General features: G+C 69.7%; 21 protein-coding genes. 1 reads left to right on the forward strand and 20 read right to left on the reverse strand.

The window, feature by feature from the left end:
- Window positions 1-114: 114 nt before the first annotated feature.
- The 6 genes from DMB66_RS63035 to DMB66_RS41460 all read right to left on the reverse strand — a co-directional run bounded on the left by DMB66_RS63035 (window position 115) and on the right by DMB66_RS41460 (window position 8,925).
- A complete protein-coding gene (locus DMB66_RS63035) occupies window positions 115-927 on the reverse strand; it encodes a hypothetical protein (protein ID WP_199752928.1) in 813 nt (270 codons plus the stop codon).
- Window positions 924-3,077 (reverse strand): site-specific integrase, encoded by a 2,154-nt coding sequence (locus DMB66_RS41440; protein WP_125809607.1) that lies wholly within the window; start codon window positions 3,075-3,077, stop codon window positions 924-926. Before DMB66_RS41440 ends, DMB66_RS63035 begins: the two co-directional genes overlap by 4 nt.
- Window positions 3,074-4,786, reverse strand: coding sequence for a hypothetical protein (locus DMB66_RS41445; RefSeq protein ID WP_125809608.1), 1,713 nt, complete (start codon window positions 4,784-4,786; stop codon window positions 3,074-3,076). Before DMB66_RS41445 ends, DMB66_RS41440 begins: the two co-directional genes overlap by 4 nt.
- A complete protein-coding gene (locus DMB66_RS41450) occupies window positions 4,786-6,255 on the reverse strand; it encodes a site-specific integrase (RefSeq protein ID WP_125809609.1) in 1,470 nt (489 codons plus the stop codon). Before DMB66_RS41450 ends, DMB66_RS41445 begins: the two co-directional genes overlap by 1 nt.
- Window positions 6,256-7,046: 791 nt before the next feature.
- Window positions 7,047-7,694, reverse strand: coding sequence for a hypothetical protein (locus DMB66_RS41455; protein ID WP_233625221.1), 648 nt, complete (start codon window positions 7,692-7,694; stop codon window positions 7,047-7,049).
- A 265-nt stretch (window positions 7,695-7,959) separates the two neighbouring features.
- Window positions 7,960-8,925, reverse strand: a complete 966-nt coding sequence (locus DMB66_RS41460) for a hypothetical protein (RefSeq protein WP_125809611.1) — start codon at window positions 8,923-8,925, stop codon at window positions 7,960-7,962.
- 419 nt (window positions 8,926-9,344) lie between these two features.
- Between DMB66_RS41460 and DMB66_RS41465 the strand changes: the two genes are divergently transcribed.
- Window positions 9,345-9,638: a hypothetical protein gene (locus DMB66_RS41465; protein WP_125809612.1), complete on the forward strand. Its 294-nt coding sequence runs from the start codon at window positions 9,345-9,347 to the stop codon at window positions 9,636-9,638.
- A gap of 415 nt (window positions 9,639-10,053) precedes the next feature.
- Here DMB66_RS41465 and DMB66_RS41470 read toward each other — a convergent pair whose 3' ends face one another.
- From DMB66_RS41470 to DMB66_RS41535, 14 genes are all read right to left on the reverse strand, one after another.
- The gene (locus DMB66_RS41470) at window positions 10,054-10,962 is read right to left on the reverse strand and encodes a hypothetical protein (protein ID WP_125809613.1); all 909 of its coding nucleotides are present in this window, start codon (window positions 10,960-10,962) and stop codon (window positions 10,054-10,056) included.
- On the reverse strand, window positions 10,959-11,426 hold the full coding sequence (locus DMB66_RS41475) for a hypothetical protein (RefSeq protein ID WP_125809614.1): 468 nt from the start codon (window positions 11,424-11,426) through the stop codon (window positions 10,959-10,961). Before DMB66_RS41475 ends, DMB66_RS41470 begins: the two co-directional genes overlap by 4 nt.
- A 353-nt stretch (window positions 11,427-11,779) precedes the next feature.
- Entirely contained in the window at window positions 11,780-12,646 is an 867-nt protein-coding gene (locus tag DMB66_RS41480; protein ID WP_125809615.1) for an SAM-dependent methyltransferase, read from the reverse strand.
- Window positions 12,643-13,611, reverse strand: coding sequence for a hypothetical protein (locus tag DMB66_RS41485; RefSeq protein WP_125809616.1), 969 nt, complete (start codon window positions 13,609-13,611; stop codon window positions 12,643-12,645). The genes DMB66_RS41480 and DMB66_RS41485 overlap by 4 nt, the downstream gene beginning before the upstream one ends.
- Window positions 13,612-14,009: 398 nt before the next feature.
- Window positions 14,010-15,302, reverse strand: a complete 1,293-nt coding sequence (locus tag DMB66_RS41490) for a helix-turn-helix domain-containing protein (RefSeq protein ID WP_233625222.1) — start codon at window positions 15,300-15,302, stop codon at window positions 14,010-14,012.
- A 77-nt stretch (window positions 15,303-15,379) separates the two neighbouring features.
- Window positions 15,380-15,748 (reverse strand): hypothetical protein, encoded by a 369-nt coding sequence (locus tag DMB66_RS41495; protein WP_125809617.1) that lies wholly within the window; start codon window positions 15,746-15,748, stop codon window positions 15,380-15,382.
- 146 nt (window positions 15,749-15,894) lie between these two features.
- Window positions 15,895-16,575 carry a hypothetical protein gene (locus DMB66_RS61705; protein ID WP_158647537.1) on the reverse strand — a complete coding sequence of 227 codons (681 nt, stop codon included), beginning with the start codon at window positions 16,573-16,575 and terminating at the stop codon, window positions 15,895-15,897.
- Window positions 16,576-16,610: 35 nt separating this feature from the next.
- Window positions 16,611-16,814: a hypothetical protein gene (locus DMB66_RS41505; protein ID WP_125809619.1), complete on the reverse strand. Its 204-nt coding sequence runs from the start codon at window positions 16,812-16,814 to the stop codon at window positions 16,611-16,613.
- A 44-nt stretch (window positions 16,815-16,858) separates the two neighbouring features.
- Window positions 16,859-17,941 carry a hypothetical protein gene (locus DMB66_RS41510; protein WP_125809620.1) on the reverse strand — a complete coding sequence of 361 codons (1,083 nt, stop codon included), beginning with the start codon at window positions 17,939-17,941 and terminating at the stop codon, window positions 16,859-16,861.
- Window positions 17,938-18,132, reverse strand: coding sequence for a hypothetical protein (locus tag DMB66_RS41515; protein WP_125809621.1), 195 nt, complete (start codon window positions 18,130-18,132; stop codon window positions 17,938-17,940). The genes DMB66_RS41510 and DMB66_RS41515 overlap by 4 nt, the downstream gene beginning before the upstream one ends.
- A gap of 128 nt (window positions 18,133-18,260) precedes the next feature.
- On the reverse strand, window positions 18,261-19,628 hold the full coding sequence (locus tag DMB66_RS41520) for a hypothetical protein (protein ID WP_199752929.1): 1,368 nt from the start codon (window positions 19,626-19,628) through the stop codon (window positions 18,261-18,263).
- 189 nt (window positions 19,629-19,817) lie between these two features.
- Window positions 19,818-20,792 (reverse strand): hypothetical protein, encoded by a 975-nt coding sequence (locus DMB66_RS41525; RefSeq protein WP_125809622.1) that lies wholly within the window; start codon window positions 20,790-20,792, stop codon window positions 19,818-19,820.
- Between the two features lie 147 nt (window positions 20,793-20,939).
- A complete protein-coding gene (locus tag DMB66_RS41530; protein ID WP_125809623.1) occupies window positions 20,940-21,848 on the reverse strand; it encodes a trypsin-like serine protease in 909 nt (302 codons plus the stop codon).
- 148 nt (window positions 21,849-21,996) lie between these two features.
- Window positions 21,997-22,375: hypothetical protein (locus tag DMB66_RS41535; RefSeq protein WP_233625223.1), on the reverse strand; the 379-nt coding region annotated here is incomplete at its 5' end.

Here is a 22,375-nt window from a genome sequence, read left to right on the forward strand (position 1 = left end):
GGTGGGGTGCGGGTGGCTCGGCGAACGCGCGCAGGAGGCCGTCGAAGTCGTAGGAGCCGTCAGGTTGCAACCCGCCGCCTTCCAGGTTCAGCAGCGATAACTGCAGGTCAATAGTCATCTGCGGTGCCTCTCGTCGGGGAGCACGTAGCGGTGATCTTTGTCGGCTCGGTCGGGACTGTCGTCGCTGTGGTGGTTAGCGATGGCGTGCAGCAGGTCGCCGGCCTCGAAGAGTTCGTGGGTCGTCACCGCCGCGGTGATAGCCGGGTCGCCGCCGAGGTCGTCGGCTTGACCGATCAGGAACTGGCCGAACTCGGTGCGGACCGTGGTGCTCGCGGCGTCGAGGAACGAGTGCAGCAGGATCAGCAGGTCTGCGGTGGCGCGTACGACACCGACATAGACGCTTGCCTCGGCGAGTTCACCAAGCGTGGCTGCGGGTGGATCGGTGTTGGTGCGTCTGCTGTCGTTGCTGTGGGTCTGGGTAACGGGGGTTCCGGCTTGGTGCCGGGGCTTGAAGAGCCGGACGTTGCCGGCGCCGGCCAGGGCTGCTCGTAGCTGGCTGATTTCGGTGTGTTGAGCGGCCAGTCGCGAGATCACGGTGGCCTTGAGCGTGGTCAGTTCGGCGAGTTGCTGGCCTTGCTCGGTCAGCCGTTGGTGGAGTCGGGTGTTGTCGTCGGTGAGTCGGATGATCTGCGCTGCTCGGGGGTCGGGCAGGTGGCCTGCGTTTCGCAGGCGGGTGAGGCGGTCCTCGAATTCCTGCTTGAGGTGCTGGTAGGTGCGGTAGAGCGACGCTCGGGAGACGCCTGCCTCTCGGGCGAGGGTCTTGATGTCGCAGCTCCCGCCTGGCGGTATTTGGCCGCGCAGCAGGCGGTCGGTGGCGGCGCGGATGCGGTCCTCGGTCTGCCTCCGTTGCAGGTCGCTGATGGTCATCGAACTGCTCCGGTGTCGGTGGCGGCGTCGATGGCGTCGACGACGCGTTGGGCGCGAGCGTGTTCGGCGCCGAGGCGGGTTGCTTCTCCGGCGGGTAGTCGGGGGTTGCCGAGGAACGTCGCGGTGGTGGTGGCGCATCCGGCCCAGACCTCACGGTGCTGGCGGTGGAAGGTGGCTTGGGGGCAGCGCGCGGCGTCGCAGAGTCCGGCCAGCGGTGTGGTGGCTGTCGGGGTTCCGGCGAGCTTGAGGCAGAGCGCCTTGGCGGGGTCGGTGAACCAGCAGTAGTTCGCAGCCTGGATGTGGAGCGTCGCGGCCTTCTTCTTCAGCAGTAGTTCGATGTGCCGGTCAGTGGCCACGACAGTCGGCTGAGCGTGCTGCTGCTGGTCCAATTGCGTGTCGACGTGTTGCAGGGCGTCGATCAGGTCCCGCGCGCCGGGCCCGGCGGGGAGCCTGCCGGCTTGGTAGTCGCGGTAGATGGCGGCGGCGAGCTTGGCTTTGCGGGCGGTTTCCGCGGCGGTGACCTCGGTGTGGAACTTGGCCTGGGCTCCGCCGGGGCGCCGGGTGTAGCCCTCGGTGGTGGCCACTGAGATGTGCTTGAGGTGCGTTTTCGCAGCCAGGAGGCCATGTGGTCGGTGACCGAGTTCGAGCGCCAGGGTGCGCCGCAGCATGGAGACGGTGATCGGTCCGGACGGGATCTGCCGTAGTCCCAGCCGGATGCCGGCTGGACCGTTGATCCAGCGTCGGAAAAATTTGAGCCGGTTGACGAACGCGAATCGGCCGAACACTCTCGTGTCGGCCGCGTCGCGGGTGGTGTCGAAGGCGGCCAGCCTGGCGGCCAGCTCGACGGCCCGGTAGGCCGGTTCGATGACGATCCACTCGTCGGGGACGCCGCCCCATTGTTCGCTCTTGATGCGCTTGCTGGACAGGCCGAATCGGAACAGCCCGGGCTGGATCTCGCGGGGCTCGGTGCAGGAGCCGATGGTCAGCTCCATCGGCTCGCTGGAACGCATGCCGCTGACAGCGGAGGTGACGAATAGGCAGGCGGTGAAGACGATCGCGGCGAGTTCGTTGGCGCCGGTGCTTGTCAGAGGCTCGGTCCACGCAACGTTGTCGGTGCCGTTGGCCGTAACGACGGTGACCGCCTCGCGTGCCCAGGCCGGCTGGATGCCGACTGCTGCCACGGCTTGTTCGGCCAGGTCGCGAACCGCGCGGATGACCCTCTGGTCGACCTGCCTGGCGGACACTTCGTGAGCCAGTTCACCGAAGCTGACGTGCAGCAGTGGATCATCAAGGTGCCAGCCGTTGCTGAGCCGGGCGGCGACGTGGTGGCGTTCGAGCTGTGGCAGGGGTCGGCCCTGCTGGACGTAGCGGCTGATCAGCTCGCGGACCTCGTGATGTCGCGCCACGGAGATCTGCACGGGACGCTGCTGCGCGGCTCGGATCTTTTCGAGCAGGCCCAGCACGTGCGGGCCAACGGTCTGGACGAGGAAGAGTGCGGCAGTCAGCCCCGGCTGCAGTAGCTCCGGCGGCACCGGCTGAGTCTTGTTCTCTCCCCGCGGCGAGAACCCGGCCACGACGTTGGCGGCGCGTGCCGGCCACGGTATGAAGCCGGGTTGATAGGAGTCGGCGGTGAACAACTCGGTGTAGAGCGCGACGTCCTTCATCGCCAGGACGTCGTGCATCACGTTGGCCCGGTCCGGGCGCCGGTCGTTCAGGTGCTGCAGGTAGCGCTCGCAGTGTTCCTGGGTCACCTGCCGCAGCGATGTGATGTCCTGTTCGGCTAGCCACTGCAACCAGGGAATGAGGTGGTAGAGCCTGCTGTGGCAAGTGGAGAGGTGAAGTGGAGTGCGCCGCGCTCGCGGGAGGGTCGCCACCTCGGCGTGCGTCGGGCAGAGCAACGCGATCATCAGCTCGCGTGCGAGCAATTGCCAGTCGGGGCGAGGGATGCCGGTGAAGTCGAACCTCAAATGGTTCGGCTTGAGCTGGGCGGCGCTGTTCGCGACGCCGGCGAAGTCCCAGACCGGGTCGTCGAACATTGGCGGCCGGGCCGTGGGGTTCATCGTCAGCCCGACCAGTTCAGCTACCGGCTGGCCGGCGAACGGGGACCGGCGTGTGACCAGATGCGCGGCGGTGACCGGGTAGTCGTTCATGCGGTCGTCTCCTCCGGCCGCAGCGGCAGCTCAGCGTCGTTGTCCGCGACCTGATCGGCGGCAGCGGTCAAGATGGACATGGCGAACCGGGGCAGGATGTCCTGGTCCAGACGGTGGGCGTAGGGCCCGAATACCGCGATGAACTGCGGCACCGGCATCTGCCGGAACTGCCGGGCGAAGAACGCCTTGAGCCGTAGCAGGTTGGGCGCGTGCCGTGGGGCGAAGATCGCCAGTGGGCAGAGCAGACACACCCACGGCCGCGCGGGACACGGCCGGCCGGCTGGGCCGTGCAGCCCGGCGAGTTGGTCGGCGCATGCGGCGGTGAACACGTCTCGCTCGCCGCCGATCAACTCCACGATGACCGGTTCACTCAGGTTCAGACCGACAACCTTCGCGGGCAGTTCCCGCGCAGCGCTCACCGGGTCCGCGCTGGCGATCACTACCGCCGTGGTCGCCTTGCGGACCAGGTCGGACTGCGCGTCCTCGATCACCGCTTCCAACGCATTGCGCTGGGCGGGGCTGGGCCGCGACAGGTAGTGGTCTCCTTCGACCTGGGCGGTGTGGTTGGGATCAATTGTGGTGCGGCCGGTCCACGCCCGCTTGTCGCGGCGCTGGTGGAAGGTGGCACGGATGCGGCTGCGATGGATCGACAGCGGTTTTCCGTCGTCATCGACCAGGGTGTTGGCCTCGACGAAACGGCGGATCGTGTCGTGGTCGAACAGCACCACGTGGATCGGAGAGACCCGCGAGTACGCCAACCACAGCCGTGATCTGGCCTGCTCGGGAGCCCACCGCCGTAGCCCAGCGGAATGCGCCAACCAGCGACGCAGCACCCGAACGGCGGCCTTCGGCAACGTCAACGACTGTGGTCCGCTGCGGCCCTTGACATAGTCCAGCAGGACCGTCGTGTCGCCGGCCCAGTCGATGTCGCCGACGCCCAGGTCGTCCAAACCGTCCGGGACGATCCCGCTGGTCATGCCCAGCAACAGCCGGTAGGCCAGCGCGACACCAACCGTCGGGAACAGCATCGGTGCCGTGCGGGTCACCCCGCCGGTGTTCTTCCAAACGGTCACCATGCTGCAGCGCATGTGCTCAGCCACCTGCGCCGCTGATCGCGGCCCATATCGGTGGTGCAGCCACAGCATGTTCTGCTCCGACCAGCCGGCCACGGCCGGATCCCGGCCGCCGCGTACGGCAGCCACGGCCGCGCGCTGCTCAGCCCACGCGGTATCGGTGACCTGCTTGCAGCACTCCAACAGCCGCGTCCACTCCGCGTCGCTGTAAGGCAATAGAGGCGTGCGGCGTGGCTCAGAATTGAGCGCTCGGCCACCGAGGTAGTCGCGAACCTCGCGACGCAAACCACCGGTCTCGCCGTCCCACGCCAGCAGCATCCGCCGCGACGGCGACTCCTCGCGGCGGCTGACACCCAGCCAGAACTCCACCAGCCGGGCACGGGTCAACTCCGCCGCGCCGCCCCGGAAACCGGCGCTGTCCAGGAAGCGGGCCATCCGCCCCAACGCGGCCCGGTAGCCCATGGCCGTTTCGACCGAGTCCATAGGTCCATGTGGGTGGGCCAACGCGGCAAGCCCATGGGCCATCTCACCCACGAAGAGCGGGCACGGCAGATGGTGCAGCCGCAGCGTGTAACGGGTGGCGTCGCTGAACACGAACACCACGCGCAGCGGATCGGTGAACACCTCGGCCGGCATCAGGCGCTCGCCTCCGCCAACTCGGCCTCGTCGTCGAACTCGGCGTCCACCTCAGCGAATAGGTCTTCCGTCAGGTCGGCAGCGCGGCCGGCGGCCTCGTATGCCTCGCGGAACACCCGCGTGGCGTCGAGCTTTGACATGTACAGCTCAGTTGTGGTTACCGAGGAGTGGCCGAGCAGGTCCCGCAAGACCATCAACGGGTCGGCCTGGGTCAGGTAGAGCGCCATCGCCGCGTCGTCGCCGGTGTCGGCCACCAGCCGGGCCGCCTGCTGGTAGTAGCCGGTCACCAACATCTCCAGCGTGGCCATCGCGAACGAATGGCGCAGCCGATGCGGCTTGACGTGCGGAAAACGCGGCTCGAACCGGGCCCGGATCCGATCAGAGACCCGCCTGAACACCGTCGGCCAGGCCACGAACGGAGCACCGTCGCGCTGCACCGCCAACAGCAGCGACCCACCATCGACGTTGACCAGCCGCAGCCGTTCGCGCGGAGTCAGCTTCGACCACGGCACCCGGCGACCGTTGACCACCCCGCCGAACCGGTCTGCCTTCGTCACGACCAGCGGCGCGCCGAGCTGCGGATCCGGTCGCCAACCGGAACCGTCGACGGACAAAGGACGTTCCAGCGCGCAGTACCGGTGCACCGCAGCCAACGCGTCGTAGGACGCCCACGTCGTGCGCGGCTTGCGGCCCTTGGTGATACCCGCCGGCACCGGCAGCCGGATCGGCACCACGGTCGACGCGGCCGGCAACGGCGGCACCTCATGGACCAGGAAATACGTGAACTCCTGCCGGCGCAGCCCACTGGACAACACGAACCTCGCCGTGGCCGCGTTGCGGCCCGGGTGCAAACCGCGGAACGCCGGATCCGGGCTGCCATCAGGTAGCAACCCTTCCAACGCCAGCACGAACAGCTCCACGAACTCCCGCTCCAAGTATTTGATCCGGGTGTGCGGCTTCGGCGCCCGCACCTTCGCCAGGTTTCGTCGAACCTCAACCAGCCGTCCGTCGGCGTACCGACGCCCCGCGCCGTACGTGAACGGCACCGCAGTCGCGTGGCCTTCCTCGACCGCCCACGCGTAGAACTGGGCCACGACGCCAACGTGCAGATTCCACGTCGACTCCGCCAAACGCGCCTCGATCGGCCCGGCCAGGCGATGCTCCGCGTAGCCGGACAGCGCCGCACGCAACCGATCGCGTTCGGCGAACACGGCGACTCCGCACTCGGCCAGGAACTCCAGCCAGCCCTTCAACGCTCGCGCGTACACTTCCCAACTCTTCGGCGCCGGCGCGCCGCTGACCGGCAACTCGCGCAACCACTGATTCACCACGACTACCGGGCGGGCGCCGCGCTCGTCCTCGAACCGCAAGTCGTCGTCGATCAACACCGGCATGCCCTGCCGAATCAACGGTTTCCGTTGGACTTCCCAGCCCTGCCAACCCGCCGAGGAGAAGAAGATCATCTGCATCCGGGAAAGCTAGACAAGCGACATGACCCGGTGCAACGCATAGGCCAGCACTGATGGCCGCCGACCCTACCGATGCGAGACACGACGATGTTGCAAACCTAATGGAATTCAGGTCGCCGCCGCCGATGAACGGGAGCGGATCTCTGCCGTAGCGGTCGAGCAGCTTCGCCTCGTCCAGGCGTGCGGCGCCGCTGCGGGCGTTGAAGTGGGCCACCCAAGCACCGAACTCAGCGCCAGTGGCGTTGGCCCGGAACCGTCCGACGTTGCGTTGGTCAGCGAAGACGTCGGGGTCGTGCGGGTCGTCACCGGGCCAGTGCAGGTTCGTCACCAGGTCGGTGTTGTAGAAGATCGCGGGTGGGATGGGGCCTTGCTGGCTGGTGCCGAGCAGCCCGGCGTAGGGGGCGTCGAGGACCTCGGTGAGGGCTCTCTCGGCCTGGCGCAGCCCTTGGTGCTGGTGTCGGCGGTAGTGCTTGGCCTCGCAGAACAGGATGACGGCGGGCGGAGTGTCGAGGACGGTGAAGGTCTGTTTGAGGGGGTGCATGTCGAACGTGTCGCCGTGGTTGCCGCCGGCCTCGTGGTTGATGGTCGCGATCACCAGGTTTGCCATCGGCAGGTCCCTTCGGAAGTCAAGGACGAACAGAGCCTGCGCCGTCCGGCACGAGCGGGTCGGCACGGACGGGCTGGCGGGGGCGTGGCTCGGTCGGTCACCGCTTCGGGGGTGACCGGTTGGGCGGGACGCTGGGTGTCGTGCGACCTCGGCATCAGCGCCATGGGGCCTGGCAGTGTCGGCATCACGGCGATCCCCACGGGCAGTCGTGGACCCGGGAGGCGAGGGAGGCACGGTCAGGCATGACGAGGTCGGGCTGCAGGATCCCGCCCGGTAGCGGCGCCAGCGGTACCGCGTGGTCGGACGCCCTTGGGTCGTGCGGCCGTGACCCGCAGCCGGAACATCCCACGCGCAAGGCGGCGAACCCTGCAACGAGCGCCATGGTCACGGCATGGCCGCGGCCCAGCGCGTCAGACGACCACTCGCAGAGGCCCGTAAGGATTTGCCGACCATGGTCACGATCGACCTCCCGACAGACGGCGACCGCGAGCCCCGCTTGGGCGTAGACGGTCCGCAGCGCATCGCCGGCCCAGTCGCCGGTCGCCGTCAGCTGGTGCAGGTACTCGTTGTAGACGGCCACGGCCGGCCCGCCGGTGTAGAGCGTGATGTCAGCGGCGACGCCGTCTGCGCACAGCCTGCGACGATGGTCGACCGGGTGCAGCCTTTCCGCGGCGTGAACCGCACGCCCGGCCGCGTCCAGCGCCGCAGCGGCGTCGCGGTAGCGCAGGAACGCCTCCGCGAGCAGGATCATCTGGTCGACGCCATGGGCCGTCTCGGCTGATCCGGGCGCACGCAGCAGGTTCTGCAGCAGCCGTGCAGCCGAGATCGGCATCGTCCACACTGCGGCCCGCAGCGCGGGAAGGTCCCTGGCGTACCGGTCATCGGCGCCGCTGCCGCCGGCGGGGCCGTTGCGGTGACCTGTGTCGGGCCGGCCGGAAACCGCGCCGGTGCGCTGCCGGTGTCGGCTCATCGTGACGGCCGCCCGGCTGGCAGGCCTGGGTGCGAACGGCGGCGGACCTCTGCCAAGGCGCGCGGCAATCCGGATGGGCGTACGGCCGGTGCGGCCCGGTCGATCTGTCCCGAGTGATCTGCGTGGGTCATCCGCGGACATCCTCATGGACCGCGAGGATCGGCTGCGGGCCCGTACCGGTGGCGGGCCGGCTGCGACGAGCCCGGACGGGCTGCGCACCAGTGCCGATGATGAGTCGGGACTGGCCGGCGTCGGCGGCGGCGTGCATGAGCCGCTCCACGTCAGCGGCACCACATCGGAGCTTTTGGGCCAGGGCGGTCGTGCGCGGGGGCATGCTGGCGGTGCGTACGGCGATCCGCTTGCGGGCATAAGGCAGGGGCGGGCCGTGGCCGAGGTAGTCGTCGTCGATCAGCTCCGGCAGTGGCCGGCCAGCTGCGACGGCACGCAGCTCGGTAAGGAACGCGCGGCGCTCGCTGACCGTGTCCACGACGGGTGCGGCAATGGTGCACATCCTGCGGTGCCCAGTACGGGACCGGGAGTCGGTGGCGCTGCGATGAGCGCCGTGCAGCAGCTCCTGCACCGTAGCTTGCGGCGGGAGTAGCGCGGGGAGGCGGCGCAGCATGCGTCTGGCCTGGCGGGGATGCCCGCACACCATCGGCATGTGCAGCATCGCCGAGAGGTGGGCCAACTCCACCGGGGCGCCGTCGGTGGCTTCGCGCCATTGCAGGATGCTGTGGTCGAGCTGGCGCAGAGCCGTCGCGCAGCGGCCCATCTGGTGCAGGACCTGCGCACAAGAGATCCGGATGCGCAACGCCTCGCCGTGCACACCGACGTGGTGGAAGTCGTCGCCGGCTTGCCGGTAGAACACGGCCAGCTGATCGGCCTGGCCGCTGGCGCGCAGGATGGTGACCAGCCGCCGGGCGGCGTCCACGCTCTGCCGGTGGCTCGGCCCGTGTCGGCGGGTCGCGGACCGGTAGTAGCACCAGGCCCACGTCCGGGTGGCCGGGTCGATGCCTTGCGGGTCGCAGCAAACCACGAGGCGCGCGACCCGCAGCACCGTCAGCGTGATTTTGCTGGGGTTTTCTGGCCCCACAACTCCAGAGGATCTTGGCCCCACCAAGTCGTCGCCAAATGCTCCAGACGCCACAAGCCTGTCGATGCATGGCAGCGTCACCGTGGCCCCACCCGCATCGAGCGACTCGGGGGCCGAGGTGCTGCCGCACCGGCCTGCGGCCGGCTTGCCACCGAGTCCCTCGGTCCCGCTGTAGCGAGCGGGCACGGCCACACCTGGGGACGCTGGCCCCTGTCGATGTCGCAGCTCCCTGCGGCCAGCCATACGGCCGTTCCACGGAATGGGATTGCTGGGGCCAGTTGGAGCTGGAGTTCCGATCGACGTATTCGCATCAGGCTTCGGATGTGGGGCCACAAAACCCTGGAGTTGTGGGGCCAAAAAACCCAAGAGAGAACAGTCAGCGGGTCCACCGCGGCGTCCACGGCTCGTAGGTGCTTCAGGTGCTGGAATACCAGGGTACGGGCGCGCACATATTTGTTGTCGTGCATCAGATACTCGGCCCGCTTGATGACCCCCTGCCGGCCAGGGTCGTCACTCATGGTGACATCTGCGCCGGGCTTCGTGCCGGTCAGCGCGGGTGGGTTGCGGGCGGTGCTGAGCAGATCGTCGTGACGCTCGGGCAGCGGATCGCTGACGGTGTCCGACTGTGCAAGGCCAGTCTTGTGGGCAGCGCGTCCCGGAACGGTTGCCGCGGTCAGTGTGACGCCGAGGACCCGGGCGATGATCTCGGCTAGCCACCAACGGCTCTGGGCCCGGTCCTGGTGCCGGTTTCGGCGCTTGACGAGTCGGCGGATCTCGGCCGCACGCGCACGCCAGCTACGACACCCGGTCTGAGACACGATCACAGCCACCACCGTGAACCGCCGGTTCTGCTCGTTGCTGGACCCGGACAGCCACGCCGGCAGTGTGGACGCGCCCGCGCTGTGCACCGGCAGCGAGGTCGGGCGCCGCCCGATGCGCTCCGGTGGGTTCACGGTCCTGTCGACGCGCGTCATCGCAGTGCCTGCGTCGGGCAGGACACGGCGACGGCGCTACGACGGAGGCGGGCGAGGACCCGGACCGCGTCGGTGTCGGCGTAGACGGCGGTCAGGTACACGGTGCGCAACCGCCGACCGACCGTAAACGCGCTCGTCGAGGGTGCAGGCGTGGTCATCGGCTGCCCGCCGTGGCCGAGTCGACGTTCCCGGCGATGCCGGCCGGCGTAGTGTGCCGTGGCTGATGGCGTGAGCCGGTTGCGGCAGCAAGATCAGTCCACGGCAGTCTGCGGGGGTACGTACTGTCGAACAACGGCGCCCAACCTTGCGTGTCGTCGTAGACGACCGCCCGCCACTCGGTGACGCCGGCCGGACGCAGGTCGTCCTCGTCGACGCCGGCTTCCAACAGCTGCCGGGCCCAGTCCTGTGCGGTGTCAGCAGCCCATTCGTCCAGGTGCCCGTGGTGGTCGAGGTCGACAAGCCGGGCGATATCACCGACGGTGGTGACGGCGGCCAACACCCAACACTCCAAGCTGTAGCTGTAGTGCAGGAAATAGGTCAGCCAGACCGGGCGTATCCAGCCCGGAACATACAGAGGCCGCTGGACGCTCGGGGCCGCCGGAATTCCTGGCCGCAGGGTGGCCCGCTTGTCCGCGACTCCCTCAATGTCCGGAGGATCGGGTTGGGGGTGCGGGGTGGTGTAGCGGCACGGCCCGACCACGACGGGGTACTGAGGCTGCTCCGGCCAGCCTCGGCCGTAGTCCCCGACGGTGAGGTCATCGGGTGCCATGTAGTGGACGGCAGTGCCGAGCTCGACAAGGCGCAGGTCGGCCGGGATGGGTGTGCCGTCGCCAAAGTGGGTGTCGCCTTCGACGACGGTCGCGGCGCGATGGGTGAGGTGGTCGGTGATGAACCGCGACAGCGCCACGTTCGCCTCGCGACGCAGGTAGGCGGGCCGGCCGGAAACGGTGATGAGCTCGGTGCCGCCGGTAGTGGCATCCTCGCGGACGCCGAGGACCACGGCGAGTCGGCACGGCACGCAGACCATCAGCACCCGGCAGGGCTGGACGGGGACAGGGCTCAACGCTTCGTCTCCTTCGGCTGCGGGAGCGGCGCCGCGAACCAGAAGGGTTGAAGCCGCGGACCGGCGTGCGGCAGGACGATCTGCTCGCCGCAGGGCCGGTATCCCAGCCGGTGCAGCAAACCCCAAAGCTGGCCAGGGGTGAGCAGGAAACGGGACATCGGCGCCCGTGTCGTGGCGCTCGCGAGCAGCGCGCCGGCGACACCCTGCCCTTCCCGGTCGGGGAGCACAGCCAGCGCTTGCAGACACTCGTGCGGCTCAGCCGGATGGCAGTGCGCGAGTCGGTCGGCGAGCTCTGCCAGCCGCGCGTTGCCTGGATCGACCGTGGAGAAGCCGGTAACTGCCGGGGCGGTCTCGTCCCGCGCGGGGCAGGTCTTCCACAGCACCGCACCGACGGCCGTACCGCCCTGGTAGGCGAGCACCACGGAGCCGTTGCCGGCGTCGTCGATCAGCTGGGAAAACATCATGCGAAGGTGGCTGCCGCGTCCGCCGACGGTGGGGTACAGCCAGCGAGTCAGGGGTGCTCGGATGAACGCCCGGACGAGTATCGGCACGGCGTCGTGAGCAGTCCTGCCGTGGGCGGTACGAAGGTGCAAGCGCAGCGTATGGCCAGGTGCTTCGGTCGTGGACAGGCTGTAAATCCTGGCGTGAGCCGGGTATTGCCGGACTCGCGGCGTCACAGGGCTTACGGGATGCCGCGGTGGGGCCGCACTGCCGCTCGGCGAGGGCGGCTGATCCTGATGGGGGGTGGTCACAGTGGATCCTCATGAGGTGAAAGGCGGAGAGGGACAAAGGGCCGCAGGGTTGCAGGGCTGCGGGGTTACGTTCGCGGCGGTGCGGCAGTGGCGAGGACTGCCCAGCCCGCGGCTTCGCGCATCGCGTCCGGCCACGGCAGATCGTCCTGGTCGTCGACTCGTTCGTCCGCAGGGCAGGCAGGGTGCCACTGCCCGACCGCGACGATGCCGGGTGGCTGCGGGATCCACCCGTCTCCGAGCAGAGGCATCGCCGTGTCGGGCTCGCGCAACGCCCATGTGGTGTCGGTGATGTGCTGGAAATGGGTGATCGCTGCTCGCAGCGGCGCGGTCATCGGGCGTGGGCTACTCGGGTGTGACAGCACCAGGTAAGACCCGGTCGTGATGTATTCGCGCAAGGCCGCGAGCAGGGTGACGGCGGCTGTGTCGTCGAGATACTGCAGGACGTTCGTGAGCAGGATTGCGACGGGTTCGCCCAGGTCGACGGCGTCGCGTTGGGAAATGTCGGCCATGACCTGGTGCGGGTCGCGCAGGCCGGCGCACAAGGCGGTGACGTGCAGGTCCGCGTTGGCCGGTGGGGGCAGCGTGCACAGGTGGGTGATGGCGACCGGGTCGTTGTCGACGCAGACCAGCCGTCCACCGCCAAGGCCGGGGTCGTCGGCGAGCAGGGTGTAGGCGGAGGCGGCGTTGGCCATGCCGCAGCCGAGATCGATCCACTGCCGGATCCCGGCGGACGCCAGGGCGATCATCGCCTGGGTGCGGAAGTGGTGATGAGCGCTCACCCACCACGACAGGTTCGGGTCGGCGTCGAGCAGCTGCTGTGCGACCTGCCGGTCGCAGCTGAAGTTGTGCAGGCCGCCGGTCAGAGCGTCGATAATCCGGGCGGGTTCGGGTGGCAGCTCGAGAGTTCGGTCGAGCAGTCTGGCAATGGTCATCGTTGCTGCACCGTGGCGGTGTGCGCATGGGCGGCATACAGGGTGTATGTCACGACGGTGGGTGCGGTGATGCCGAGCGCACCGGGGTCGCGCATCGCGGTCTGTTCGTGCGCGAGCAGTGCCCCGGTGCGTGTGTCGACGATGATCAGATCTCGGGTGCCTCCGTTGTCGCTGGCCGCGCTGATCGCGGCGCCGGTTCGGCCGGCGCGGTCGGTGACGGCACCGTGGTACCTGAGACCGTCGGTGTCAGCCAGGACGGCCAGCGCGGCGGCGCGGACGTTGCGGCGGGGTGCCTGCCATTGGCTGATGTCGGCGAGGGCACGCAGCACAGACTGCGGACCCAGGGCGAATGCGTTGGTGCTGTCGAGGTGGGCGGCGGGGATTGCGGGGTCGTCGTCGAGCGGGGTTGGGTTCACGAGGCTTGCGTCGGGCGGGAACGTTTCGTCGGTGGGCCGGTTCTCGTCGACCGGCATGCGGGTGGTGACGCTGGTCGAGCGTCCGGAGCCGTCGGCGGTCAGCCAGTGCTCATATTGCAGCACTGCGGTGCCGGTCGCGGCGGTGTTGGCGATCACCCACTCCCTGAGCTGCACGTACGCGTAGGCGCCGTCGGCGCGCTCGCAGGTGCTGGAGGTGACCGCGGTCGTGAGGGCGCGCAGCCGGGGGCGGGCCGGCTGGGCGGCGCCCAGCGTCATCGGCGCGATCACCGGCTGGTGCGCCCACTCGTGCAGCTGCCGCGGGTGAGCGGGCTCGGGGACACATGAGCCAGTACCGGACGCGTCGGCGGCCGACGTGGAGGCCTGCGGGCCGTATACCTGGTCGTCCGCGGCGTCGTTGCCGACGGCGGTGAACGTGGCGAGCCTGGCAGTGATGACGGCGGCGCCGAGCAGAACAGCGACACCAACACAGGCGACTGCGGGCAGAAGAACGCGGCCCCGTCGGGTGCACCGCCTACTCAGGGAAGTCATGCGGGAGCTCTTTCTGCTGAAACACGGGTGATGGTCCTGCGCCGGAACCCGTGGGCTCGCCCAAGCCGGGTGCAGGCCTGGCACGCCAGTGCTATTGGCCCGGAGTGCCGTGTTCGGGGACGCGTTGCGCGTGATCGCTCGCCGGGCGACGGCGAGGACGACCAGCAGCACCAAGGCCCGCCACCCGACCGATAGCCAGCCGTACCGGTCGACGAGTACGACCCCCGCGGTGAGGCTGATCAGAGCCGCGATGACCGCCAGGGACGCGAGCAGTAGCACGTGCCGGCGCGTGGTGCCTGGGTGATGGATCACGGGGTACAGCCGTGACAGTGTTACCGGCAGGGCGAGCCAGCCAGCGATGATCGACATGAGTTGCACGGCGATCACCGGGGTGAGTTTCATCGCGACGTCCCGGAGGTGGCGGGTGCTCGCTTGGTGAGGGCGTGCAGGGTGTCCAGCAGGGTGCCGACCTGGGTGGAGAGCCGGTAGCGCCGCAGGTGAAGCAGGCACGCGGCGATCAGGTAGTGGTGTTCCCGGGTGCCTTGGATGTGCTGCAGCCAGCGCAGCTTGGCGATCACGTCGGCGCCGTCGTGCACGTGCAGCTCGGTCGGGGTGATCTGGTCGGCGACGGCGATGTCGGCCGGGGTCAGCGGTAGGCAGCCTCTGGTGACGGCCTCGTACAGCTGCGACGTCAGGTGTCCTGCGGCGGCGTACCGGTCGGGTAGGAGCAGCACGGTCGCGAGCGCACTGGAGTGGATGTCGGCGGCTTTGTCGTACTGGCACCGGCCGGTGAAGGTGACGTGCGGCCACGCGAGCTGGGTGGGCCAGTTCCCGGCGACCTGGTGTTTGAACGCGGCGGCGGCCGGCGCGAAGTATCTCGCGAACGCGGTATGACGCTCGTGCTGGTCGCCGACATAGACCAGCGGCAGCGTCCGGTCCCGTTGGGCGAGCTCTGCCGGGTCGGCCTGAGCGAGCAGCCGGTCTGGGACAGCGACGGTCACGGTGACGGCCCCGGCGGTGGGGCACAGCGCGTTTTCGGCCACCCGGACCTGCGGTAGCAGCCGCAGGGGGTCGTCGGTGGGCAGCTGCCGGGCCTGGTCCCAGATCACCGTCGGGGTGCGACGGCCGTGGGTGTAGTGATCGAGTAGCTCCTGCCGGCGGTGCACGTCGCAGTGGTGTCCGTCATGGCCGCAGACGGTGGTGTTGCGGCCGGGCAGCGGCCATTGCCCCTCGATCACGATCGCGTCCAGATCGGGCAGCTTGTCGTCGCACCGGTATCGGTGGCCGGTTCCGAGGCGCCGGCAGTCTGCCGGCAGCAGTACGACTTGGTTTCCGGCGGCCTGCATGGCGTCGATGACGCCGCGCCGGTAGGCGCGTGAATCATCCGGGGTGTCGGGGATCCCGGAGGTGAGAGGTCCCCACATGCTGTATCCGATGCGGAGCGGCGGGGCCGGGTCACGGTGGTGGTTGCGGCGGCTGCCTTTCGGTCGCAGGGTCACGTTCTCATTGACCAGGCCGTGGTGGACGGTGCCGTACGAGGTTCGAGTGTGATCGGCGAGGTCGCGGATCGTCTCGCCCTCGGCGTAGCAGGCGGCCATTGCCGTGTTCAGCGCCTGCCGCCCCGGGTCGACGGCCGGGCGAGCGGCGACGGTCGGGGGCGGATCAGCAAGGACGGGGTGGGAGGCGGTCACAGCTGGTTCCTTTCATTATCTGGTCGCTGCTCGGACGTGTCACGCTCTGCTGGTGCGGCCCGGTGCCCTGATCACGGTCATGTGAGGTGTGCGGGCGCAGCCGCTGGGTGTGCCGGGTCGGCGGGTGCAGGTGCTGGTGTCACCAGAGGTGTGCTGTCCGGGGATCGGGGTGGATCGGGTGCTTTGGCGCGCTCCACGACCGAGAGCGCGGCCAGGAACCAGGTGGTCGACAGGTCCTCCAGGGCTGAAAAGGCCTGCGCCACGTGGGCCATCGCCTCGATGTCGGTGTAGCCGCGGGCGAGCAGACACCGCACCGTGGCGATGATCTCGTTGTGCCGGCCGAGGGTGTCGCGGTGGTTTCGCTCCGCCGCGACGACCACGTCCACGGGTGGGCCTTCCCACGCCGGGACGTCCCCGCCCTGGGCAGAGGGGGTGCCGTCAGCCACGGTGACTCCTCTCGCCGTGAGGATTGGGTCGGATGTGTCGGGTCCAGGTGCAGAGCTGCGCCCGGTCGTCGGTTCACTCCTCGTTAGACACCGTCGCCGGTGTCGAACGGAACGGATGAATGACCCTCGCGGGCGCTGCGACGGGCTCATGGCTTTCCCTGCCTGGGGTTGGCGACGCAGCAGGGAGGGCGGTTGGCGGGCCAGGCTCGAACGCGGTAGGCCAGCTCATCGGTGGCGGGTGCATCCAGGTGCGGTTGCAGGACGCCACCGCGCAGCGGCGGCGGCGTCCTCGTCGGCCGTTGGTGCGGTCCGCACCGCCGCAGACCGTCGGCCATCGCAGTGGCGGCGGCGGCCAGCACCGCGCCGATCGGTGTGTCGGCGGGCGTGGCCCGTAGCAGCCGCGCGAGTTCGCGCTTGCCCTGTTCGCCGTCCTGGTGGTGGTAGACGGCCACGGCGCGCAGGGCTCGGACGAGCGTGAGCCGGCCGGGATCAGGCACTTCGAGGTTGGTCACCAAGGCGACCGCGTCGGTGGCCGCCGCAACCGCACGGTCATCGCCGGCACACAGCACGATGTCGGCGTGGATGATCAGCGCGGTGATAAGCCGTGGCCAGTCGGATGGATCCAGGCTGGCCGCTGTGCGCGCCGCCTCCACGCTGGTGTCGAACGCGACGACGAGGGCATGGCGGCGGTGCAGGGCCTCGGTCAGGAGGACCTCCAGGTCCGCGGCGATCGGACTAGGCGGCCGATAGCTGCTGTCGAGGAACTCGCGGAGTTCCCCTGTGGCCCGTCCCGGGTCGCTCAGCACCAGATCGCGCCATACGGCCATGAACGGGTCCGGCATGCCAGGCCGCGGGTAGGCAATCACCGTTCACCCCCGCGATGCGGGTAGACACACACCGCGCCCGCGGTGGCGCGCACCCCCCGAAACGGGATCGAGCAGACCGGGGTGTGCGAATGGCAGGTGAAGGTATTCAGCAACAGCGCGAGGCTGTGGGCGTTCATGCCGGCGTCCGTTCGAGAACCGTCCGAGTACCGGTGCGCGGCGCTGGAACGTATCCAGACCATGCTTGATCCTTCGATGTCCGCCGACGCAGCGACATGGTTGTGGCTCATCGTCTCGGCCCGTCACCCAGCCGGATCCCGGCGAGGATCTCCGCGGTAAGTTCGCGGGAGGCCGCCTCGGCCTCTTCCGGATCCCGAGGCTCCATTACCAGGTCTATCGACACGGTGACGTTGGCCCGACGAGCCACCACCAGCACTTCATCGGCCGCCGAGCTGACAAATCCCTCATCGCCCAGAGCGGACACCGGCTCAGGCGAGGACTCCGCGGCACGCTCGGAGGTGTAGCTGCGGACCGCCATGGCGATCGGGCTGCTCATCGCGAAGCCATCGTGCCGTCGGACCACCGCGGACAGCCGGATGTAGGGCGCGTCAGGGCCGCGGCGCACCCACCCGCAGTACGAGTATTCGCCGAGCTGGTGCCGGTCCTGCTCATCACGGTCCAGGGTGCGGGTATCCGCCGGCCAGAGGCGGTCCAGCCCCGCGGCCTGCAGCGCCGGGCAGGCCACTGGCACCAGGGATGCGGTCGGCGCCGAAGGCCAGATCACCCCACGATCGGCCGCCCGCACCCCGCCCGTGGCCAGCACTGCGAGAATGACGACCGCGACGGCGGCTGCCGTCCGTCGCCGGTCCTGGCTGCCCTGCTCGATCCGGGCGCCGTAGCGGTCGGCCCATACCCGCAACTCGGCCAGCTCGCGCCGGAACCTCCGGTCAGGTAGCCACCCCGATCCTCGCGGTGTGTACAGCCTCACCGCAGGACCGCTGCGCCGTGTGAGCAGGACATGCCGGCCCGCCAGCCGCCAGACCGTGCGCAGGCTGACGACCTCCGACCATCGAATGAGCCCCGGACGAGGAAGACCGGTCTGGATTCCGTCCGGCGTGAGCACCACCGACACGCGCCTGCCCAGCGCAAGGTGCAGCAGGAACCACGGCACCGTGAGCACCGCCGCGATGGTGGCGGCGCTTTCGGCCAGCCAGCCGTAGAACCGATAGTCCACCGGCCCGGATCCGAGGATCACACCACCGGCCAGTGGCACCAGCAGAGCGGGGACGGCTTGCAGAACAAAGGACTCCACCGCCCGGCGGCGACGCCAGCGGAACACCAACGCCTCGCCGTTCGGCGCCGCGGTCATCTCACCACCCGCTTCGTCATGCCGCCGTGGGACACGGCGGGGCTGATGCGTTCCGGGTTGCCGAACAGGACCTCGCGGGAGATCAGCGACGGCAGGCCCGGCACCATGCAGGAGAGCCACAACATTGCGATCGGCAGGACGGCCCCGTTGGTGAGGGCCGACCTGAGTTGCACGGCGACCACCGAACTCATCGGACGACTCCGGCCGTGGCCGTGCGGGGCGCGACGCGTGAGGCTTCGACACGGACGCGACGGTGTCCTTTGTGACGGCAGCCGTTCGGCGGGCCAGCACCTGTCTTGTGACATCACCGTGTGGGCTGTCACGGGCGGCCTGGCCGGGTGGTGCTGTCCGGGCGTTGCGGTTGACGGCCGGCGGACTCTGGTGGGGCCGATGCGGGCGGCTGTGCCGGGCGCAGTGCGGCCCAGCCTCGTGCGACACCGCGATGGTAGGCGTCGAGAAGACCCTGAAGGTCGGCCGGCGTATGTCTGCCGTTGTCGGCGGTGGCGTCGGGGCCGAGGTGCCCGCCCCGGGTGGTGGCGCCGGTGTCGGGGAGGCTCGCCGAGGCCAGCGCGTTGTCCAGTACGGCCGTGGCCTTGTCAGCGGCGGCGGTCAGCTGTTGCAGATTCGGCTCGGGCAGCGTCCCGACGCCGATCCCCGCCTCGGTGGCGAGCCGGTCGAGGGTGAGGCGGTGCTCATGGGTGATGCCGAGGATGGGGTCGCGGAAGCCGAGCACGTCGCGCGCGGCGTAGCCGTCCGCGGAACTGATCGCGTCCGTGGCGACCCGGTCGAGCAGTTCGGTCGCCAGGCCGCAGCTGACCGGGTGGGCGAGGATGGCGACGGTGAGGCCGAGTCGTGCGTGATACGAGGCGTAGCCGGATGTGCGGGGGCGTCCGGTGTATCGCGCGACGGCCGCGGCGACGGCGTGCACCGTGGCGGTCGGCACCATCTGTTCGTCGCCGGGATCGCTACACATCACCTGCAGGCAGGCCGCGACGTCTTGTTCCCACGGCTCGGTGATGACGCTCTCGGCGAGCAGCACCCGCGCCTGGGCCCGGTCCCCGTCCTGGCAGCGGGCGATGATCTGGGCCTGGCGGCCCTCCATCAGATGATCCCCGATGCCGTTGAAGCGGCGGGCGTGGTCGGCGGCGTCCTGCCATTGACCGGCCAGGCCGAGCGCGCGGACACCTTCGCAGATGAGGCGCCGCTGGACCCACTGCCACAGCTGACAGCTGTCCTCGTGGTCGCCCACGAGCCGAGCGAGGGGCAGGGTCTGGCCGTCAACGATGAGATCCCAGCCTCGGGTGAGGTTCTCAAACATCGACACCAGCAGGGAGTACGCGGCGCTGTACTGGCCAGCGCGGATCTGGAGACGGGCGAGATGGACAACGGGCTCGAGCAGATAGCGGGCTTCGAGCATGGTCAGGCGGCGTCCGGCGCGGCAGTAGGTGTCGATGTGCTGCCAGCACAGTTGCCGGGCGAGGTCGGTCATGCCGGCGTCGCCGGCGATGAGGGCGGCCATGTTGAGGGCGCGGGCCGCGTCGGCCATCCCGTTGCCGGGTTTCTGTCGGGCGGCGTGGACAGCATCGACAACCTCTTGAACACGCAACGGCAGTGCCGGGCAGTTCGGCCGGGGCCGGCCGAGCAGCGGAAACCACCGGGCAGCGGCGGTGAGAGTTGTGGGTGTCATGGGCTGCTCCGGGGCAGGGTGGCGGCCAGGGCCGTGTGCACAAGAACGCCCTGGGTGCGGGCGGACAAGGCCCGGTGGGTGGCCTGGTGGAGCCCGGCTGGTGTGGTCGTCATCGTTGTCCTCGTGGTGGAGACGAAGGGCCTGCAGGGCGGCGTCGCGCTGGCGGACGCGGCGCCGCCTGACCGTGGGCTAGCCGGCCTGAATCGGCTGGCTGGCGGGGGTGGCCTGGTTGGTGCGGGCCTGCGGTGCCATGACGGTGCGGGCGATCGAGTACGGCACCTCGACGGCGAGGTTGCGGCCGATTGTCGGGTCGGTGAGCACGTACTCGGCGCCGCGGACCTGACCGGTGGCCGCGTCGAGCAGCAGCACGTGCCGGACGGTGTTCTGCCGGGCGGGGACGCTGACCGCGATACCGGTCCACCCGGCGAGGGTGACCCGGGGGTGGTAGGTCAGGCCGGGCACGTCGGCAAGGACGCGCAGGATCGCCCGGCGCACCGGCAGCGGGGTGTGGTGCCAGGCGGTCAGGGCGCCGATGGCCTCGACCCGGCTCGCCGCGCCGGCGGTGGCCCGGATGCCGGCGCGGGCGGTGACGGCGCGGACTTTCGCGGCGAGGCGGTCGGTGTCCGGCGGGTACGCCTCGTCCAGCGCGGCGGCCAGGACGGCAGGGTCGCTCGGTGCGTAGCCAGGCAGCAAACCGGGCAGGTCGCCGGGCCGGTACCAGGTGGTGACCATCTCGGGTGCGGGTCCGGGGTTGCTGTACCACGGGGTGCCGGTGATCCGGCCGCTGTTGGCGCGTTCGTCGCGCCACCGTTGCTCGGCGGCGTGACGGGTTTCTGTGGTGACGCAGTCGCCGATGCTGCTGTCGGCGGCGGTCACGGTCACCGCGACGTGGGTGTACCGGCCGTTCTGGGTGTCGGCGGGTTCGGCACGCAGGTGCGCGGCGAGACGGCGCAGGATCGGCCCGGCAGCGGTGGTGCCGGCGGGCAGCTGTATCGGTTGGTTGACGGCCAGGGGTCCGCATGGCGGCGGCACGTCCGCCTCGGTGTTGTGCCCGGCCGTGGCTGGGGTGCTGGGTGCGGCGAGTGCGAGCACCGCGAGGATGGCGGCGGTTGCGGTGAATCCGTGGCGTGGCGTAGGGGCAGGCCGTGGCGTGATGGTGGTCAACGAAGGTTCCCTATTCGGTGATCAGGGCTGGCGCCCCGGGTTGAGGTGTTGCCTGTGCGGGCCTGGGCCCGGCCCGGCCTGGCCTTCCGCGCCACGGGGGAGGCTTGGAAGGCACAGGCCGGACCGGGGGCTTATCCGGTCGGGTAGCTACCGGACGATCAGCGGCCTGAGCAGGTTGATCCGCTCGCTACCCGCGGTGTCCAGGGTGCGGACGGGTGGGCATGTGCACGGCTGGATCTTCGAGGTGAGGGTCGTGGTGATGATCCATTTGCGGAACGGTGCGTAGGTCGGGTCGGTGTAGACGGTGGGACCGCCGCAGGGGTCGGTTTCGCTGGTTTCCCGGCTGGCGATGCCCACGGCCGCCCACCTGCGTATGCCGTGGGGGCCGGTGCCCGCCGGGCGCAGGGCCGGGCTACCGGAGTCCCCGAAACAGGCCCCGGTGTCGAAGCAGGTATCGCCCACGCCGGCGAAGCCGCCGACGCATGCGGTGCTGGGCAGCCGGGTGGTGTTCCGCTCCTGCAACACCTCCGGGATCGTCGTGCCCGGCGGGGGCGGGTACTGGGTCAGGCCCCACCCGATGAGCCGGGCGGGGTCTGCTGCACGGATCTGTCGCCAGCTGACGGGCATCAGCGGCAGCGGCACGGCGCGGGTCAGCTCCACCAGCGCGAGGTCCGCGACCGGCTTGCCGGGCATCGCCGCCCACATCCACTCCGGATGCAGGTAGACCCGCTTGCCGATCGCGACCAGGCCGCCGGTGGTGCGGTCCGTCGAACCGATGCGGGCGGTGACGTTCCCTGCGAGGGCCGGGACCGGTGTTGGCGCCGCGGTCGGGTCGGACAGACAATGCGCTGCGGTCAGCAGCCAGCGGGGGTGGATGAGCATGGCTCCGCACTTGGCGGTGCCGATGCCGGGGAAGAACGTGGACAAGGCCGTCATGCCGGGGTAGCTCTGGCTGGCGTCTTGTCCGCCGACGATCGCGGAGGCTGGGGTGGCTCCGGCGGTCAGAAGTCCGCCGAGCGTGACGGCCGCGATCATCGACCGTTTGAGGAGGTTCATCGAGCCCTTTCTCGTACTTGGGGGGTGTGCATGGCCCGACGCGGGTCGCGTCGGGTGGTCTAGGGGTGTTCGCGAGGCGGTGCCTCGGGGCAGGCCGAATGCCCGCGCGAGGCGAAACGGTGTCGGCAGGTCGTCTCTCCTTGGTGGGTCAGGCACCGGGATCGGTGGCGCGGTTGCTGGTCATGAGATGCGGCGGCATCCGCAGCGTGTGGACGCCGAAGTGCTCGCCGTTGTGGGCCTGCACCTGCGTGAGCATCCCGGCGTGGGCGAGCCGGTCGAGTAGTTGCCGTAGCCCGGCTGGGCGAAGTTCGACGGCCAGGAGCAGTCGGTGCACCGTGGGTGGGTCGAGGTCGACGGTCACCGTGCCCGGACGCCGGGCCGAGTTGGCCAGGTAGTCGGCCAGCTGGCCGAGCGGCCCGTCCGGGAATCGCGAATGCACGTACGCCTGCCAGGTCACGGCGAAGGCGTCGCCATCGTCTGTCCCGTCGATGTCGGCGGTCACCCAGAACACCCGCCAGCGAATCGAA

It is taken from the genome of Actinoplanes sp. ATCC 53533 (genome assembly GCF_003947245.1).

Bases quoted from the DNA above. Each gene is read 5' to 3' on its own strand.
- DMB66_RS41440 (WP_125809607.1), bottom strand. From the start codon at position 3,077: ATGAACGACTACCCGGTCACCGCCGCGCATCTGGTCACACGCCGGTCC.
- DMB66_RS41455 (WP_233625221.1), bottom strand. From the start codon at position 7,694: ATGCCGATCTCGGCTGCACGGCTGCTGCAGAACCTGCTGCGTGCGCCC.
- DMB66_RS61705 (WP_158647537.1), bottom strand. From the start codon at position 16,575: ATGGCCGTATGGCGCGATCTGGTGCTGAGCGACCCGGGACGGGCCACA.
- DMB66_RS41530 (WP_125809623.1), bottom strand. From the start codon at position 21,848: ATGAACCTCCTCAAACGGTCGATGATCGCGGCCGTCACGCTCGGCGGA.
- DMB66_RS41510 (WP_125809620.1), bottom strand. From the start codon at position 17,941: ATGACCGCGGCGCCGAACGGCGAGGCGTTGGTGTTCCGCTGGCGTCGC.
- DMB66_RS41515 (WP_125809621.1), bottom strand. From the start codon at position 18,132: ATGAGTTCGGTGGTCGCCGTGCAACTCAGGTCGGCCCTCACCAACGGG.
- DMB66_RS41480 (WP_125809615.1), bottom strand. From the start codon at position 12,646: ATGACCATTGCCAGACTGCTCGACCGAACTCTCGAGCTGCCACCCGAA.
- DMB66_RS41485 (WP_125809616.1), bottom strand. From the start codon at position 13,611: ATGACTTCCCTGAGTAGGCGGTGCACCCGACGGGGCCGCGTTCTTCTG.
- DMB66_RS63035 (WP_199752928.1), bottom strand. From the start codon at position 927: ATGACCATCAGCGACCTGCAACGGAGGCAGACCGAGGACCGCATCCGC.
- DMB66_RS41445 (WP_125809608.1), bottom strand. From the start codon at position 4,786: ATGCCGGCCGAGGTGTTCACCGATCCGCTGCGCGTGGTGTTCGTGTTC.
- DMB66_RS41475 (WP_125809614.1), bottom strand. From the start codon at position 11,426: ATGATGTTTTCCCAGCTGATCGACGACGCCGGCAACGGCTCCGTGGTG.
- DMB66_RS41505 (WP_125809619.1), bottom strand. From the start codon at position 16,814: ATGGTCTGGATACGTTCCAGCGCCGCGCACCGGTACTCGGACGGTTCT.
- DMB66_RS41520 (WP_199752929.1), bottom strand. From the start codon at position 19,628: ATGACACCCACAACTCTCACCGCCGCTGCCCGGTGGTTTCCGCTGCTC.
- DMB66_RS41450 (WP_125809609.1), bottom strand. From the start codon at position 6,255: ATGCAGATGATCTTCTTCTCCTCGGCGGGTTGGCAGGGCTGGGAAGTC.